This window comes from Kitasatospora sp. NPDC056731 (genome assembly GCF_040687675.1).
In the GTDB taxonomy this organism is placed as follows: domain Bacteria; phylum Actinomycetota; class Actinomycetes; order Streptomycetales; family Streptomycetaceae; genus Kitasatospora.
This window is the reverse complement of record NZ_JBFBNR010000043.1, coordinates 32,722-48,762: the sequence shown is the minus strand read 5'-3', so window position 1 is coordinate 48,762 and position 16,041 is coordinate 32,722. Positions and strand designations below refer to the sequence as shown.

The following is a 16,041-nucleotide window of genomic DNA, read 5'->3' as shown; positions in this document are numbered from 1 at the left end:
TCTGGTAGCGTAGGGAACATGAGTGATCCGCTGGACGCACTGGAGAAGAGCATCAGCACCCTGCGCCGCGCGATCCGCGACGCGGCCACCGCCGGCGACACAGAACGGGCCGGCGAACTGCGGGCGCAACTGCGCCGCGCCGAGAAAGCTTGGGACACCCTCATCGACACCGGTGAGCCGGCCACTCCGCCTCCCCGGCCAGCACCGCAGGCGGCCCCGGTCGTCCACGGGTCCCGGCTTCCGGCGCGCGAGCACGTCCACCGGGCCCTGATGCTGCTGGGGACCCCGGCGGCACCGAAACTGATCGTCAGCGCGCACGAGGCGTTCTTCTCCGGAGAGCTGTCCGCCTCCAAGCTCTCCAGCCTGCGCCGGGACGAGGAACGCTCCTACCGCTCCAGCCCCGGAGCCCGCCCGTACTACCTGTGCCCGGCATTGGCGCACGATCTGCTCTCACCGGTGCGCGCCTTGGTGACGATCAGCACCTGGCCCCTGGAGCAGCGCATCATCGGCCCCCTGTCGCAGCGCGCCGACTACCTCACCGGCACAATCGGCATCGCCGAGGCGGTGCGCACCTCGGGCGAAGCAGCCACCCCGGCAGCCGTACAGCTCATGTGGCGGCTCGCCACAAACATCCCCGACGCGACACCGAAGTACATTTCCGGCCTTGAGAGCGCACCGGACCCTCGGCGGGTGATCGAGGCGGCCCAGGCGGAACTGGACGTGCACGCCGACGCCGACCGCGCCACCCGGGCCGAGGCTGCGCGGCGGGCCCGCAAGTCGCTCAGTGATGACCAGCAGTTGTTCGGCGCCCCGCCCCACAATGTCACCCGGCTGCAGGCCCGGCGAGCCTGACGGCCGTCCCTCACCTCATCTCCCCCGCAAGGATTTCCGGCACCGTGAACGCACCAGTCGATGACCGCCTGACGGCGCTGCGCGGTTCCGCGCAGCGCCGGGCTTACAACGCCAGGTCCCTGGCCGCTCTGGAGAACAACCCGCGCTGCACACTGCGGGCTCTGCTGGACGCCTCCGGCTCCGACAAGGCCGCGATCGCCGAGCACGCCGGCTACCCGTCCGCCTTCGGCCAGTCCTCCTTCGCCCTCGCCCGCGGCAACGTCTTCGAGGCGCTGGTGAAGGCCAACGGCTACGCCGAGCTCCTTCGCGTCCTGCGCGAGACCTTGGGGCTGACGGTGGCGGAGGTGGGCAACAGGGACCTGAACGATGTCGGCGGCGACGGCCGGCACGAGGTCCGCCATGCCCACACCACACAGTTGCTGGTGAAAGCCGCCCAGGGAACCGGCGACAGTGCCCTGTACGACCACCCGATGCTGCGCCTGACGGTCGGCGGGCACGCGGTGTTCCTGGAGCCGGACCTGGTGGCCTTCCGTGTGAACGATCGCTTCTACATCGTGGAGATCAAGAGCTTCCCGATCATCGACGGCCAGGCCGACCCGGTGCAGGTGAAGTCGGCGACCATGCAGGCCTGTGCCTACGTCATCGCCCTGCGCGACATGCTCGCCCAAGCCGGGATCGGCCCCGCAGCGGTGTCCGACCAGATCGTGCTGGTCGCGCCGAAGGACTTCACCAACCGCCCCACGGCGGCGTTCGTCGACGCCCGCAAGCAGGTCGCCGCCCTGACCCGGCAGCTGGCCCGCCTCGAGCGCATCAAGGACCTCGTGGACCTGCTGCCCGAAGGCCTCACCTTCGACCTCGACTCCGACGGGAAGAAGGCGCAGCGTCCCGTCGAGGAGCTGACCGAGGCATTGGGCCAGGTGGAGGCGGCGTACCGTCCGGACTGCCTGAACCACTGCGAGATGGCGTTCTACTGCCGCTCCCGCGCCCGTGAGCAGGCCTCGCTGGATGTCCTGGGACCGGCGGCGCGCGAGCAGTTCGGCGGCATCGACACCGCGACCATGGTCATGGGGCTGGCCCGCGGGGAGCTGACGCCGACCGCCGACCAGAGCGAGATGGCCGTCGCGTTGCGGCACGCCGCCCGGCTACGGGCCGAGTTGGACCAGACGTTCAGGGGTGCGGCATGAGCATGGTGTCGGCGTTGGCGCGGGTGCAGGCGATGGAGTCGATGACGGCGGTGACGGTGACCGCCTACCGTCACCGGCGCTTGTCGGACCGGCCGCTGGTGGTCATCCCTCTGACGATGGCCGGGGAAACGGGGGCGCCGCTGGCGGCGATGGTCGGTGCCTCCAAGAGGGACGCCACCCTGCTGGTCGTGGAGCAGCCCCGCAACCGCGACCAGCGGTTCGCGTTCGCCGCCGCACTGGGCGAGCGCGTGATGGACTACATCAACTCCTTCCGGCAGGACCGCCGCGGGGAGGGAGAGAGGTCCCGGTACAGCGACGCGCCTCAGCTCCTGGTCCCGAACACCGGTGGGATCAAGGCATTGGCCGACCTCGGGCGCATGTGCCGCTTCCGATCGACCACCGGACCGTACGCGGTCGCGGACGTCGTGCCCGAGTTCGGCATGTGGCTGACGTTCCTGGTCGAGCGGGCCGAGCAGGAAGGCACCTGCCTGCTGCTGCCTGTCACCGGTATGCTCACCGAGCACTGGGCCACCGGCCAGAGCACCCTGGAGGACCAGAACCTCGCCTCCCTCATGGCCTGGATCTCCCCGCCTCCCGGAACGGACGTCGCGCAGGCCACGGCCGACGCGGAGAGCCCGGACATCTGCCCGCCCGCGGGCCCCACGACATCCCCCCAGTTCGACAACCGTGACCTGGCACCGGCGATCAAGCGTTTTGACGCCGCACACACCGCCAGGGACCCGGTGGCCCTGGCCGCCGCCCAGGCGGAACTGCGGGAGTTGATCGCCGAACAGATCCAGCCCACCTGGCGCATGATGTGGGACGCCATCTCGTTGCTGCGCTCCGTCCCCGAGGCGCCAAGGGCCGCCGCTCGCTTCGGGCGCGACTGCGCCGCCTTCACCTCCTATTCCGACTACCGGGACGTCGGCGGGCTCCCGCAGCGTAAGAAGGACACCGCGATCGGCGCGGCACGGCGTCTGGACCGGCTTGAGCAGGCGCTGGTCGAGTTCGAGTTCGACATGGCCTTCGACGACCCGTTCGTGCTGGCTGACCGGCGCAGCGCCGGGGAGGCGTTCGCGGGGACGGTGATGGCAGCCGATCCCGGCCGGGTTGTCACCAAGGCCAGCACCCGGCGGGTGCTGCGGCCGCTCGTCACCATCCGCACCGACGACCCCGTGCGCCTGACCGCCGACACCGAGCTGGTCAGCCCGCACATGCCGGACGGTCACAAGGCCGAGATCGTCTCCGTCCTGCCCGACGGCGACTCGACTCTGGTCACCGTGGAGATCACTGGCGGTATGGGCCGTGCCCTCGTCCCGAAGCCGGGCAGTGTTCCGGTCCTGGACCAGTACATCGCCTACCTGCCCGACCCGGGCTGGCGTCCGGCGGCGGAGTTCCCCGCGTCCGACAGCACCCCGTGGACGCATCACTCCCCGGCCCGGGCGCCAGACGCCGACGCCACCGAAGACGAGAACGCCGCCGCAGAGGGATGGGGCCATGACGACTGACACCACCACACCCGGCCCGCTCCCGGATCCGATCGCCGCCGCGAACGCCACCACCGCGCAAATCCTCACCGACCTTGCCCGCACCACGCAGCGAGCCGTCGTCGTCGACTCCCCGCCCGGCGCCGGCAAGAGCACCCTGGTCGTCCGCGCGGCCCGTGAGCTCGCCACCAGTAACGAACGCCCCATCATCGTTGCCCAGACCAACAACCAGGTCGATGACCTGATCGAACGGCTCGCCGAGGCCAACCCGGGCATGCCCATCGGTCGGCTGAGCTCCAGCGCCTACACCGCCCCACCGGCCCTGAACAACCTGACGAACCTGACCGTCGGCCGCACTCTGAACGACCTCTCCGGCTGTCGGATCATCGTCGGCACCGCCGCCAAGTGGGCCACCGTCCGCGACGCCACGTTCGAGTGGGCGATCTTGGACGAGTCCTACCAGATGCGCTCCGACATGCTGCTGCGGATCGTCGAGCGTTTCGACCGGGGTCTGTTCGTCGGTGACCCCGGTCAGCTGGACCCGTTCACGGTCGTCGGCGCCGAACGCTGGATCGGGCTGCCGTACGACCCGACGCTGAACGGCGTCACCGTGATGCTGGAGCACAACCCGGGCATCCCCGTGCACCGGCTTCCGGTGTCCTGGCGTCTGCCGGCGTCCGCCGCCCCCGCCATCTCCCAGGCCTTCTACCCCTTCAACAGCTTCACCGCCGGAACCGGTGAAGGGGCGCGCACGCTGGAACTCATCACCGCCGGGTTCGGCGGCGGGCACTTGGACGAGACGATCGCAACGGCCTTCACCACCGGCTGGGCCCTGCACGAGCTGCCGCGCCGTCACGTCCCGCGCACCGACACCGAAACCCTTCAGACCGCCGCGGATCTCGCCGCCCGGATCCTCGCCCGCGGGGCGTTCGCCACCTGCGAGCGCTACAGCGACGGCCACCACCTGGGGGCCAGCGACATCGCCATCGGCGTCGCCCACCGCGACCAAACCGACCTGGTCCGCCAAGCCCTGACCCGCACCGGCCACCCCGCCTCCACGCGCGTGACGGTCGACACCGCGAATCGGCTCCAAGGCCGCGAGTTCGAGATCGTCATCGTCGTCCATCCTCTGTCCGGACGCCGGGACGCCACTGCCTTCCACCTGGAAGCCGGACGCCTGTGCGTCCTCACTTCCCGCCACCGGCAGGCCTGCATCATCGTCACCCGTGAAGGAATCGCCGACCTCCTCGACAGCCACCCCTCCACCGACCCTGTCCACCTGTCCGTGCCGGGCAAGTTCCCCGACGGCTGGGAAGCCAACCAAGCCATGCTCGCAAAACTCGCCCAGCACCGTCCTGCCACGTGACACCCCATGAGCATCCGCTAGAGGTCGCCGAGATCGCACCGCGCCGACCACCTCTGACGGGACGCCTGTCTCACCCGATAGCCATCCGTTGCACCGCCCCAGATCGGTGTCAGCTGAGATGCGACCCGTCGTACAGCCCGCCGATTCCGGCACGTCCCCTCTTCGGCGTTGCGGGCGATGGGCGCTATCCGGTGCCGCGGGTCCGGTCAGTCAGCTACCGACCAGTGGCTCCGACTCGCTCCGGCTCGACTCAACACGCTCCCGGACCGGACAACACGGCCGACCAAGGGAGTCTGGGTCTCTTCTGGTTCGCGTTCCCGTACTGGTCAAACCGAGGTTCTGTTGTATGTGCTGGGCCAGCCAGCCGTGGTGCGGTCCCCTCGCGTGAAGACGGCGGCGCCGATTTTCCCTGCCGACGGATCATCGTGCTGCGGAGCCGGGTACGGGGATCTCGAGGACAGTGCTGGTGCTGGTGCGCCAGCTGGTCGAGGTTCCGTTCCAGGTGATCACGGTTGCTCCGCGCGGGGCCCGGATGTGGGCTCGGTCGGCGTGTATAAAACTGCCGGACGTTGGTTACACATGGGTCTCCGACCATGACGGAGATCTGCCATGCCCCCTTCGCCGCAACAGCAGCAGGACCGCCGCGGTCCTGAGACACGCCGAGGAAGTCACCGGGAACGTCTCCCTGACCTGCCGGTACTACGGGATCAGCCGCAACTGCTTCTACAAGTGGCAGCGGCGCTACCAGGAGGAAGGGCTTGAAGGCCTGCGCGACCGCTCCAGCGCGCCCCACCACTGCCCGCACGCCACCGACGCCGACATCGTGAACAAGATCGTCTATCTGCGGCAGAACTACCACTTCGGCCCGATGAAGATCCGGATGTACCTCAAGCGGTACCACGACATCGACATCGCCTGCTCTGCCATCTACCGCATCCTCAAGCGCCTGGGTCTGAACCGCCTGCCCGCGTCCCAGCGCTACAAGCGCCACGATCAGCGCCACACCCGCTACGAGAAGCAGCTGCCCGGCAACCGGGTCCAGATCGACGTCAAGTTCATCGAGCCGATCGGCGCCCCGGCCCAGACCGCCTCCACTGCCCCGGCACCGGTCACCGGGCCGGCCCCCGGGACCCGCCGCCGGGCCAAGTACTACCAGTTCACCGCGATCGACGACTGCACCCGGCCAGCGGTTCCAGTTGTACCCAGAGGCCGCAGGCCCGGGTTAGGAAGCGGCCCCCGTCCTGGGTGAGCGGGTTGCCGTCCACAGCACTGATCTGCACGGTTGTCGCTTCGTATCGTTCGAGTTCCAGAGCTTGGTCGTCGAGGGTGGCGCTGCCCTGCGCGGAGGCCATGAAGGCGGTGCAGTCGCCTGTTTTGCCGTATGTGTTCACCAGTGGGAAGGCTACTGGCACCGCTGCAGGTACTGTGCACGAGCGCGTCACGGTCCCGCCAAAGGTGCCGGCGAGGAACCAGATGCCGGCTGTCTGGCCCTGAGCGCACAGGTGGCCGTCCTGATCTGAGACAGGGTTCGAGTCACTGACACTCGAAGCTGCCCAGGTCCACCAGTGGCCCTGCAGATCGGCGGCGCTCAGTTTGGCTCGCGTACTGGGAGTACCTCCTGCGGGCAGCGTTGGAGGGGTCGCCGCCTTGGTCGGGGAGCTACTTGTGTCCGCCGTAGAAGACGGGGCAGACGTGGCTGAGCATGCACTGACCAGAACCGACGCGCTGATCAGCAAGGCTGTGGATCTTCCAAGATGCATGAGCGAAGAGTACGAGCCGGGTCTCCGTCCGCTCCGCCCGCGCGGAAGGAGTTCGGTCGAAGATGAAGCGGCTGGCCGACCGGGGCTGGGCCGACGAGCCCACCCCGGGACGGTTCACGCTCGGCGCCGGGCCAGCCGGCGGCTCATGAGTATCGTCATCGACCACAGCACCATCTGCTCATGCACGGCGGGGCAGCGAATCAGTCTCGTCCTCGCCTGATCGCCAACGAAAGAGCAACCGATGCAACCGATTGTCCTATTCGACCTAGACGGCCTTTTGATCGACTCCGAGCCGATCTGGGACGCGGCAAAGCGTGAAGTGTTCGGTCCGCTTGGCCTGCACCTCACAACGGAGATGCAGGCGGCGACGCGCGGGCTGCGGCAAAGGGACATGGTGGCCTACTGGTTCGATCGGGCCACCATTCAAGCCGACCCCGACGACGTCGAGCAGCAGATCGTGGCCGCCGTGTGCCGTGGGCTGGAGGGAGTGGCGCTGAAACCCGGCGCCGAACACGCCGTCGCGGCGTGCGCGCGTGTATCGAGGGCGATGGCCGTCGTGTCATCTTCGCCGGAGTCGGTGATTCGGGCTGCGCTCGCGAGCACCGGCCTTGACCGATCTTTTCGACGCCGTGTTCTCGGCCGAAGACGACGAACACGGCAAGCCCCACCCGGGCGCCTACCTCCGCGCAGCCGCCCTCGGCGCGTCACCCGACGAATGCATTGTGCTCGAGGACTCGCTCAACGGCGTCCTCGCCGGCGTGTCAGCCCAGATGACGGTCGTCGCCGTTCCCGAGGCCGCTGATCGCCGCGATCCTCGCTTTGCGATTGCCACTCTGGTACTGGAGTCCCTCAAGGATCTCGACACCTCTGCATTCGGCGCGTGTGGGACCTGACCACCGGCCGGCGGATCGGCCGGCCCCTCACCGGCCACACCGGCGAGGTGTGCGCGGTGGCAACGGCGGTGCTCGACGGCCGCCCCGTCGCGCTCACCGGCAGCAGTGATGGCACCGTGCGGGTGTGGGACCTGACCACGTGCCAGCAGACCGGCCCGCCCCTCACCGGCCACGCGGCCGCGGTGGGGGCCGTGGCGACCGCGGTGCTCAACGGCCGCCTTGTCGCGGTCACCGGCGGCAGCGACGGCACCGTGCGGGTGTGGGACCTGACCACGCGCGAGCAGACCGGCCAGCTCTTCACCGGCCAGGACGGCTGGGTGTACTCGGTGGCGACGACGGTGCTCGACGGCCGCCCCGTCGCGGTCACCGGCTGCCAGGACGGGACGGTGCGCGTGCGGGAGCCGGCCACCGGCGGCCAGGTGGGCGAGCGGCTCGTAGGTCACGACGGCTGGGTGACGGCGGTGGCGACAGCAGTGGTCGGCGGCCGCCCGGTCGCGGTCACCGGCGGCGACGACGGAACCGTGCGGACCTGGGACCTGACCACCGGCGGCCAGGCCGGCCCGGCACTGGTGTTCCCGCTGCCGGTCCGCGCGGTGGCCGTGGCGCCGGATGGCCGGCTGGTGGTGGGCTTCGGCTGGGAGGTCGCCGTGTTGGCCCGCCGTTGACCGGGCCCCGCACGCACGTCTCGCCGCCGGACGGCGCCGGCGGCCCGCGGTCAGTTCGCGCCGGGCGGGAGCCAGCGCAGGGCGAACCAGAGTTCCATCCGGACCTCCGCGTCGCCGAGGTCGACGGCGAGCAACTCGCCGACCCGGGCGATGCGTTGGCGCACGGTGTTGCGGTGGAGCTGGAGCGCCGCCGCGGTGCGGTCCCAGCTGCCGTGCAGGGCGAGCCAGGTGCGCAGGGTCTCCCGGAGCACGGCCGGCCCGGGGGTGCCCGCGGCGGCCAGCGGGGCGAAGGTGCTGCGGGCGAGGGCGGCGGCGTCCTCGGGGGCGACCAGGGAGTGGACGCTCGGCCCGACGGCCTCGCGGTGGTGGACGGCGGCGGCACCGGTGGCCAGCGCGTGACGCAGGGCCCGGTCGGCCTGGGCGTCGGCGATCCTCAGCTCCGCCGTGGAGGCGGGCGCGCTGACGCCGAGCGTCCAGCCGAGCCGGGCGGCGGATTCGGTGTCCACGACCCGGTCCGGAGCCGCCGAGCCGGGCAGCAGCGCCCGCAGCCAGGTCCCGTCCAGGTTCAGGTGCGGTGTACCGAGGGCGGTGCCGAGGGCGGCGAGTTGGACGGCCTCCCCGCCGCCACCCACCCGGCCGGTCAGCCGGCCGTGCACGACCACCCAGGCGCCGTCGGGCGGCAGCAGGGCGGCGGCCGCCTCCTCCGGTGCGGCGCCGAGCAGGAGCCGCACCAGGGCTCCCGCGCTGCGGGCGTCCGTACCGAGCGCGTGCCGCGGGCTGGTGAGCAGCGAGAGCAGCACCACGGCCACCCCGGCCACGGACCGGTGGACGGCGGTCGGCGGCTCCTCGGCGGCGGTGACGAGCGTGAGCGGGCCGCCGGAACCGTCCGAGCCGGGCAGGGTCCGCACGGTCAGGTGCCGCCCGGCGTGGTGCTGGGCGGCGGCGGTCGGCGGCTGGGCGCGGCCTGCGGCGCGCGCCGTGGTCCGCTCCGCGAGGGCGCGCAGTTCGGCCAGGACCGGCACGGGCGGGCGCGCTCCGGCGCTGAACAGCTCGACGCCGCGCCCGTCCAGCAGTGCCGTCCAACCGCCCAGGTGCACGGCGAGTTGCTGGACGACCGCGCGCAGCGCGTCGGGGCGGGCGGCCGCGGAGGCGAGTGCGGACTGGGCTTCGGAGATCTGCCGCAGGCCGCGGTGGACGGCCTCGGCCATCGCCGAGTAGGCGGCCCGGCCGACGGCGACGAACGGGGTGCCGTCGGGCACCCGCAGCAGGGGCAGGCCGTGCCGGTCGCAGGCGGCGACCAGGTCGGCCGGCACCTCGTCGTAGACCGGTGCGACGCCGAAGCCGAGTGCGGCGGCGCCCGCTTCGACGACGCAGCGTACGTAGGCGTCGATGCCCTCGGCGTCCTTCGGGAGGCGGACTCCGGCGGTGAGCAGCAGTTCGCCGCCGAGCAGGTAGGGGCCGGGGTTCTCGACCTCGGTGGTGCCGACGGTGCCGATCAGCCGGTCGTCGACCGGTCCGGCGATCCGGCGCAGTCCGAGCACGGGGTCGGCGAGCAGGGCGGTCAGCGGGACGGCGGGGCTGCCGGAGGCGGGAGTGGGGGCTGGGTTGGGCACGCCGGCGGCCTTTCGTCGGAGGTTTTGCACATCTGACCCCACGATATTGGATGAATCCGATACTTCTGCAGGCCAGGTGGGGCGGTTTAGGTTCAGCGCACGGCGTTTTCCTTCGGGCACCCCCGGCTCGCCCCCCGCGCCCCGCCTTTCCTGTGCGCCCTGCCAGTCCCGCCCGCTGCCCCGCCTGCTCCCCCACCCACAGCCCTGGCCCGGCCCGCTCCCCCAGCGCGTCCGGCCGGATCGGAGGACCCCCCATGACCCTCGACTACGTCGTGATGATCGGCTATCTGTTGGGCATCGTCGGCGTCGGCTGGTGGGGCAAGCGGCGCGCCTCCTCGAAGGCGGACTTCCTCGTCGCGGGCCGCCGCCTGGGCCCGGTGCTGTACACGGGGACGATGGCCGCCGTCGTGCTCGGCGGCGCGTCCACCATCGGCGGCGTGCGGCTCGGCTACTCCTACGGCCTGTCGGGCGCCTGGATGGTGTTCGCCATCGGGCTCGGCCTGCTGGCGCTGAGCATCCTCTTCTCCGCCCGGATCGCCCGGCTGCGGGTGTACACCGTGGCCGAGATGCTGTCGCTGCGCTACGGCGGGGCGGCGAGCGTGATCTCCGGCGTGGTCATGTGGGTCTACACCCTGATGCTGGCGGTGACTTCGACGATCGCCTACGCCAGCGTCTTCGACGTGCTGTTCGACGTGCCCCGCTGGGCGGCCGTGGTGATCGGCGGCACCATCGTGGTCGGCTACTCGGCGCTCGGGGGCATGTGGTCGATCACCCTCACCGACATGGTGCAGTTCGTGGTGAAGAGCATCGGGGTGCTGTTCCTGCTGCTGCCGGTCGCCGTCGTGAAGGCCGGCGGCCTCGCCCGACTGAAGGCCGAACTGCCGTCCGGCTACTTCTCGTTCGGCTCGATCGGCGGCGACACCATCTTCACCTACGTGCTGATCTACACCTTCGGCATGCTGATCGGCCAGGACATCTGGCAGCGGGTGTTCACCGCCCGCACCGACCGGGTGGCCACGTACGGCGGCACGGTGGCCGGCGCCTACTGCCTGGCGTACGCCGTCGCCGGCGCGGTGATCGGGATGGCCACCAAGGCGCTCTACCCCCAACTGGCCAGCCCCGACAGCGCGTTCGCGACCATCGTGAAGAGCACGCTGCCGGCCGGGGTACGCGGCCTGGTCCTGGCGGCGGCGCTGTCCGCGATGATGTCGACCGCGAGCGGCGCGCTGATCGCCTCCGCCACCGTGGCCAACAACGACATCTGGGCCCGGGTACGCACGCTCGTCGGCCGGGGAGGGCCCGGCACCGCGGCCACGGACCATGACGAGGTGCGGTCCAACCGGCTGGCGATCGTGGCCCTCGGCGTCTTGTCGATCAGCGTCGCCTGCGTCTTGGACGACGTGATCTCGGCGCTCACCGTCGCGTACAACCTGTTGGTCGGCGGTCTGCTGGTGCCGATCCTGGGCGGGCTGGTCTGGCGGCGCGGCAACCTGCCGGGCGCGCTCGCCGCGATGGTCGCGGGCGGCGGCACCGTGATCGCGCTGATGGCCGCCAAGGGTGTCCTCGCCAACGAGCCGATCTACTTCGGCCTCGCCGTGAGCCTGCTCTCCTACCTGACCGTCAGCCTGGCCACCCGCCCGACCGACGCCACCCTGCTGGAGCACTGGCGCGGCCGGCTCGCCGGACAGGCCGAGACCCCGGCCGCTCCCGCCGCCACCGCCCCGGCCGCCGCACTCTGAGAGGAAGCCTCATGGGCCTGCCCGCCGCACCGACCGTCCCGACCGTCACGTCCGGACCGCCCACTGCGTCCGTACCGACCACCCCGCCCGCGCCGGACGAGGCCCCGCTACGCCGCGAACTCGCCGCCGTGTACCGGCTGGTGGCCCACTTCCGGATGACCGACCTGATCTTCACCCACATCTCGGTCCGCGTCCCCGGCCCCGAGCAGCACTTCCTGATCAACCCGTACGGCCTGCTGTTCGAGGAGATCACCGCCTCCGACCTGGTCAAGATCGACCTGGCCGGAAACCCAGTGGAGCCGACTCCCCATCCGGTCAACCCGGCCGGCTTCGTGATCCACAGCGCCGTCCACGCGGCCCGCCAGGACGCCCACTGCGTGCTGCACACGCACACCCGGGCGGGCTGCGCGGTCGCCGCCCAGCGGGACGGGCTGCTGCCCCTCAACCAGATCTCGATGGAGTTCCACGACCGGGTCGGCTACCACGGCTACGAGGGCGTCGCGCTCAACCTGGCCGAGCAGGAACGACTGGTCGCCGACCTCGGCGGGCACCCGGCGCTGATCCTGCGCAACCACGGCCTGCTGACCGTCGGCCGCACACCGGGCGAGGCCTTCCTGCGGATGTACTACCTGGACAAGGCCTGCGAGATCCAGATCGCCGCCCAGGCCGGCGGCGGCCCGCTCGTCCTGCCGTCCCGCGAGACCGCCGAGCTCACCGCCCGCCAGCTGACCGGCCAGGGGCACGGCTCCGACCTCCAGGACGACCGGGCCGGCGAGCTGGCCTGGGCGGCCCTCCTGCGCCTCGCCGACCGGATCTCCCCCGACCACGCGAACTGACCCCGTCGACCCGGCGCAACGCCCGCCCGCCGACACCCCGACGCCCGACGCCGGCTCCCCGACAACGCCCCGACGCCGCCCCGCCCGACCACCCGACCGATTCCAGGAGCTGCCATGAGCACCGCCCCCGACCCCCACGCCCCCCACAGCCCCCTCGGCCCCACCGACTCCTCCCGGGTACCGCGCTACGCCGGGCCCGCCACCTTCGCCCGCCTGCCCCGGATCGACCAGGTCCCGCGCGCGGACGTCGCGGTCGTCGGCGTGCCCTTCGACACCGGCGTCTCCTACCGGCCCGGCGCCCGCTTCGGCGGCAACGCGATCCGCGAGGCCAGCCGGCTGCTGCGCCCCTACAACCCGGCCCAGGGCGCCTCGCCGTTCGCACTCGCCCAGGTCGCCGACGCCGGGGACATCGCCGCCAACCCGTTCGACATCCACGAGGCGGTCGACACCGTCGAGGCAGCCGCCGGCGAACTGCTGGACACCGGCGCCCGGCTGATGACCCTCGGCGGCGACCACACCATCGCGCTCCCGCTGCTGCGCGCCGTGGCCCGCCGGCACGGGCCGGTCGCGCTGCTGCACTTCGACGCCCACCTGGACACCTGGGACACCTACTTCGGCGCCGAGTACACCCACGGCACACCGTTCCGCCGGGCCGTCGAGGAGGGAATCCTGGACACCTCCGCCCTCTCCCACGTCGGCACCCGCGGGCCGCTCTACGGCAAGCAGGACCTCACCGACGACGAGAAGCTCGGCTTCGGCATCGTCACCTCCGCCGACGTCCTGCGGCGCGGCGTGGACGAGGTCGCCCAGCAGCTGCGCGAGCGGGTCGGCGACCGCCCCCTGTACATCTCCATCGACATCGACGTGCTCGACCCGGCGCACGCCCCCGGCACCGGCACCCCCGAGGCCGGCGGACTCACCTCGCGCGAACTGCTGGAGATCCTACGCGGCCTGAGCGGCTGCCACCTGGTCTCCGCCGACGTGGTCGAGGTCGCACCCGCCTACGACCACGCCGAGATCACCGCCGTGGCCGCCTCGCACACCGCCTACGAGCTGACGACGCTGATGGCCCGCCAGATCGCGAGCGAACGGACGGAGCCAGGCCCGCGAGCCGGCGCGGGCGACCGCACCGACGGACAACCGGACGGACAACCGGACGGCCGCGCCGGTGCCCGTCCCGACGCCCGCACGGAATCCCACGACGCCACCGGCGAGGTGCGCGCATGACACACCTCCGCAACGGCGGCGACCTGGTGGTCGAATCGCTCGCCACGCTCGGCGCCCGCTGCGTCTTCGGCCTGCCCGGCCAGCACGCCCTCGGCCTGTTCGACGCGCTGCGCCGCTCCGACCTGCGGTACGTGGGACTGCGGGTGGAGAACAACGCCGGCTTCGCCGCCGACGGCTACGCCCGCACCGCCGGGACGGTGGCCCCGCTCTTCCTGTCCACCGGGCCCGGCGCGCTCACCTCGCTGGCCGCGCTCCAGGAGGCCGCCGCCGCCTCGGTGCCGGTGCTCGCCGTCTCCAGCCAGATCCCCTCGGCCGGACTGGGTGGGCGACGGCGCGGCTACCTGCACGAACTCGTCGACCAGCAGGCCAGCTTCCGCGACGTGGTGAAGTCCGTGCACACCGCCCGGACCCCCGCGCAGATCCCCTCCGCGCTGGCCGCCGCCTGGGAGTCGGCGCTGAGCGCGCCGTACGGGCCGGTGTGGGTAGAGATCCCGCAGGACATCCTGCTCGCGCCGGTGACCGTACCGCCGGTCACCGGGCTGCGCGCCGAACCCCGGCCGCCGATCCCCCGCCCGGAGCTGATCGCCGAGGCCGCGGTGCTGCTGGCCGAGGCCGAACGCCCGGTAATCCTGGCCGGAGGCGGCGTGGTCCGGGCCGCAGCCAGTGACGAACTGCTGCGGCTGGCCGAGCTGTTGCGGGCCCCGGTGGCCTGCACCTTCGGCGCCAAGGGGGCCTTCCCCTGGGAGCACCCGCTGTCACTGCGCTCCTGGCTGGAGGACCGCCACACCACCGACCTGCTGGAGGACGCCGACGTCCTGCTCGTCGTCGGCTCCGGCCTGGGCGAACTGTCCAGCAACTACCACACCATGGCGCCGCGCGGCCGGATCATCCAGATCGAGGCCGACGCGGGCAAGCTGGAGGCCAACCACCCGGCCTTCGGCATCCACGCCGACGCCCGCCTCGCCCTGGCCGCCCTCTCCGACTCGGTACCGGCCGCCGTACCGGACGGCCGGGCCGAGGCGGTGGCCGCCGAACTGCTCAAGCGCGTCCAGGAGCGGATCGACGGCCAGGGGCTGGAACTCGAACAGGACTTGCTGGCATCCGTTCGCCACGCGTTGCCGGACGACTCGCCGGTCTTCTTCGACATGACGATCCTCGGCTACTGGGCCTGGTCCGCCTTCGACGCCCGCCGCCCCGGAGCGATGCACTCCGCCCAGGGCGCCGGCGGCCTCGGCTACGGCTACCCCGCCGCACTGGGCGCCGCCGTGGCCACGGACGGCCGCCCGGTCCTCGCCGTCTCCGGCGACGGCGGCGCGATGTACTCACTCGCCGAACTCGCCACCGCCCGCCAACTCGGCCTCAACGTCACCTGGTTGATCATCGACGACGGCGGCTACGGCATCCTGCGCGAGTACATGACGGGCGCCTTCGGCGAGGCCACCGCCACCGAACTGGCCCGCCCGGACTTCGTCCGTCTGGCCGACTCCTTCGGCGTCCCGGCCGCCTTGACCACACCCGACGACCTCGCACGGGACCTGGCCGCCGCACTCGCCGCCCCGGGTCCCAACGTGCTGGTCCTGCCCACCCTGCTGCGGATGTTCGCGCCCACCCACCTGGACGGCTGAACCACGGAGGGAGCGCGACGGCCCGGCCTTGCCCCCGCCGCCCGGCGCACTCCCCCCATCTGCCCCGCACCACCACGCCCCCGGACCGTCCGACGCCGTTCCACCGGCCCTTGGATAGGCTGCCGCAATGGCCCTCGACTCCCCCCGACTGCTGCGCGCCGACGCCGCCCGCAACGCGGAAAAGATCATCCGGGCTGCCCGGGAGGTCTTCACCGAACAAGGCCCCGACGCCCTCCTCGACGACGTGGCACGCCGGGCCGGCGTCGGAGCCGCCACGCTCTTCCGCCGTTTCCCCGACAAGGCCGCGCTGCTGCGGGCCGTACTGGACGAGCGCTTCGGCGAGAACGTCCGCCCCGTCATCCAGACTGCCGCCCACGACCCCGACCCCGCCTCCGGACTGGCCCGCGTACTGGAAGCGGCACTGGAATCGGTGGCCGGCGACTACAACGTGCTGGCCGCCGCCCGCTCCGCCGGCGTCCTGACCCCGGCGACCGGACAGGAGTTCTTCACCGCCCTCGACGCCCTCCTGGCGCGCGGCCAGCACGCAGGTGTGATCCGCGCCGACCTCGTACCCGACGACCTGCACCGCATCGTCGTCATGCTGGTCTCGGTGCTGTGGACGATGGAACCCCACGAGGACGGCTGGCGCCGCTACCTGGCCCTCGTCCTCGACGGCCTCACCCCCGCCGGGGCCCGCCCGCTGCCCTGCCCCGCCCCCGCACTGCACACCCGCACACCCTGACCCCGAGGCGGGTGCCGGCCGCCCTCGCGGGGACGGCCGGCACCACCTGCCG

General features: G+C 72.0%; 12 protein-coding genes and 2 pseudogenes. 13 read left to right on the top strand and 1 reads right to left on the bottom strand.

The genetic code is table 11. The annotated features are described in order from the left end of the window. The first annotated feature begins 18 nt into the window (after positions 1-18). The 8 genes and pseudogenes from AB0R04_RS31575 (at position 19) to AB0R04_RS31540 (ending at position 8,207) form a co-directional block, all read left to right on the top strand. The gene (locus AB0R04_RS31575; protein ID WP_363377066.1) at positions 19-852 is read left to right on the top strand and encodes a hypothetical protein; all 834 of its coding nucleotides are present in this window, start codon (positions 19-21) and stop codon (positions 850-852) included. A gap of 44 nt (positions 853-896) precedes the next feature. Next, positions 897-2,036 (top strand): hypothetical protein, encoded by a 1,140-nt coding sequence (locus AB0R04_RS31570; protein WP_363377065.1) that lies wholly within the window; start codon positions 897-899, stop codon positions 2,034-2,036. After that, positions 2,033-3,544 (top strand): hypothetical protein, encoded by a 1,512-nt coding sequence (locus tag AB0R04_RS31565; protein ID WP_363377064.1) that lies wholly within the window; start codon positions 2,033-2,035, stop codon positions 3,542-3,544. Before AB0R04_RS31570 ends, AB0R04_RS31565 begins: the two co-directional genes overlap by 4 nt. Continuing rightward, positions 3,534-4,889 carry an AAA domain-containing protein gene (locus AB0R04_RS31560; protein ID WP_363377063.1) on the top strand — a complete coding sequence of 452 codons (1,356 nt, stop codon included), beginning with the start codon at positions 3,534-3,536 and terminating at the stop codon, positions 4,887-4,889. The genes AB0R04_RS31565 and AB0R04_RS31560 overlap by 11 nt, the downstream gene beginning before the upstream one ends. A 466-nt stretch (positions 4,890-5,355) precedes the next feature. Further along, entirely contained in the window at positions 5,356-6,138 is a 783-nt protein-coding gene (locus tag AB0R04_RS31555; RefSeq protein WP_363377062.1) for a helix-turn-helix domain-containing protein, read from the top strand. Between the two features lie 752 nt (positions 6,139-6,890). Further along, positions 6,891-7,226, top strand: a pseudogene (locus tag AB0R04_RS31550) (HAD hydrolase-like protein); the annotation flags it as partial. Positions 7,227-7,257: 31 nt separating this feature from the next. Beyond that, positions 7,258-7,542 carry an HAD-IA family hydrolase gene (locus AB0R04_RS31545; RefSeq protein ID WP_363377061.1) on the top strand — a complete coding sequence of 95 codons (285 nt, stop codon included), beginning with the start codon at positions 7,258-7,260 and terminating at the stop codon, positions 7,540-7,542. Further along, positions 7,530-8,207: a hypothetical protein gene (locus tag AB0R04_RS31540; RefSeq protein WP_363377060.1), complete on the top strand. Its 678-nt coding sequence runs from the start codon at positions 7,530-7,532 to the stop codon at positions 8,205-8,207. The genes AB0R04_RS31545 and AB0R04_RS31540 overlap by 13 nt, the downstream gene beginning before the upstream one ends. A gap of 50 nt (positions 8,208-8,257) precedes the next feature. Here the strand turns inward: AB0R04_RS31540 and AB0R04_RS31535 are convergent, their stop codons facing one another. Then, the gene (locus AB0R04_RS31535; RefSeq protein WP_363377059.1) at positions 8,258-9,820 is read right to left on the bottom strand and encodes a PucR family transcriptional regulator; all 1,563 of its coding nucleotides are present in this window, start codon (positions 9,818-9,820) and stop codon (positions 8,258-8,260) included. A 254-nt stretch (positions 9,821-10,074) separates the two neighbouring features. Here AB0R04_RS31535 and AB0R04_RS31530 point away from each other — a divergent pair, with 254 nt between their 5' ends. From AB0R04_RS31530 to AB0R04_RS31510, 5 genes and pseudogenes are all read left to right on the top strand, one after another. After that, a complete protein-coding gene (locus AB0R04_RS31530) occupies positions 10,075-11,559 on the top strand; it encodes a sodium:solute symporter (protein WP_363377058.1) in 1,485 nt (494 codons plus the stop codon). An 11-nt stretch (positions 11,560-11,570) separates the two neighbouring features. Then, complete coding sequence (locus AB0R04_RS31525) at positions 11,571-12,395, top strand: class II aldolase/adducin family protein (RefSeq protein ID WP_363377057.1); 825 nt, start codon at positions 11,571-11,573, stop codon at positions 12,393-12,395. Between the two features lie 114 nt (positions 12,396-12,509). Beyond that, positions 12,510-13,487: pseudogene (speB, locus tag AB0R04_RS31520) on the top strand (agmatinase); the annotation flags it as partial. A 131-nt stretch (positions 13,488-13,618) separates the two neighbouring features. Further along, positions 13,619-15,247: a thiamine pyrophosphate-binding protein gene (locus tag AB0R04_RS31515; RefSeq protein ID WP_363377056.1), complete on the top strand. Its 1,629-nt coding sequence runs from the start codon at positions 13,619-13,621 to the stop codon at positions 15,245-15,247. Positions 15,248-15,374: 127 nt separating this feature from the next. Beyond that, complete coding sequence (locus AB0R04_RS31510) at positions 15,375-15,989, top strand: TetR family transcriptional regulator (RefSeq protein ID WP_363377055.1); 615 nt, start codon at positions 15,375-15,377, stop codon at positions 15,987-15,989. Positions 15,990-16,041 lie beyond the last annotated feature (52 nt).

What these genes read in the sequence shown, in the direction of transcription:
- AB0R04_RS31510 (WP_363377055.1), top strand. Translation starts at nt 15,375, where the DNA reads ATGGCCCTCGACTCCCCCCGACTGCTGCGCGCCGACGCCGCCCGCAAC.
- AB0R04_RS31530 (WP_363377058.1), top strand. Translation starts at nt 10,075, where the DNA reads ATGACCCTCGACTACGTCGTGATGATCGGCTATCTGTTGGGCATCGTC.
- AB0R04_RS31565 (WP_363377064.1), top strand. Translation starts at nt 2,033, where the DNA reads ATGAGCATGGTGTCGGCGTTGGCGCGGGTGCAGGCGATGGAGTCGATG.
- AB0R04_RS31575 (WP_363377066.1), top strand. Translation starts at nt 19, where the DNA reads ATGAGTGATCCGCTGGACGCACTGGAGAAGAGCATCAGCACCCTGCGC.
- AB0R04_RS31560 (WP_363377063.1), top strand. Translation starts at nt 3,534, where the DNA reads ATGACGACTGACACCACCACACCCGGCCCGCTCCCGGATCCGATCGCC.
- AB0R04_RS31525 (WP_363377057.1), top strand. Translation starts at nt 11,571, where the DNA reads ATGGGCCTGCCCGCCGCACCGACCGTCCCGACCGTCACGTCCGGACCG.
- AB0R04_RS31515 (WP_363377056.1), top strand. Translation starts at nt 13,619, where the DNA reads ATGACACACCTCCGCAACGGCGGCGACCTGGTGGTCGAATCGCTCGCC.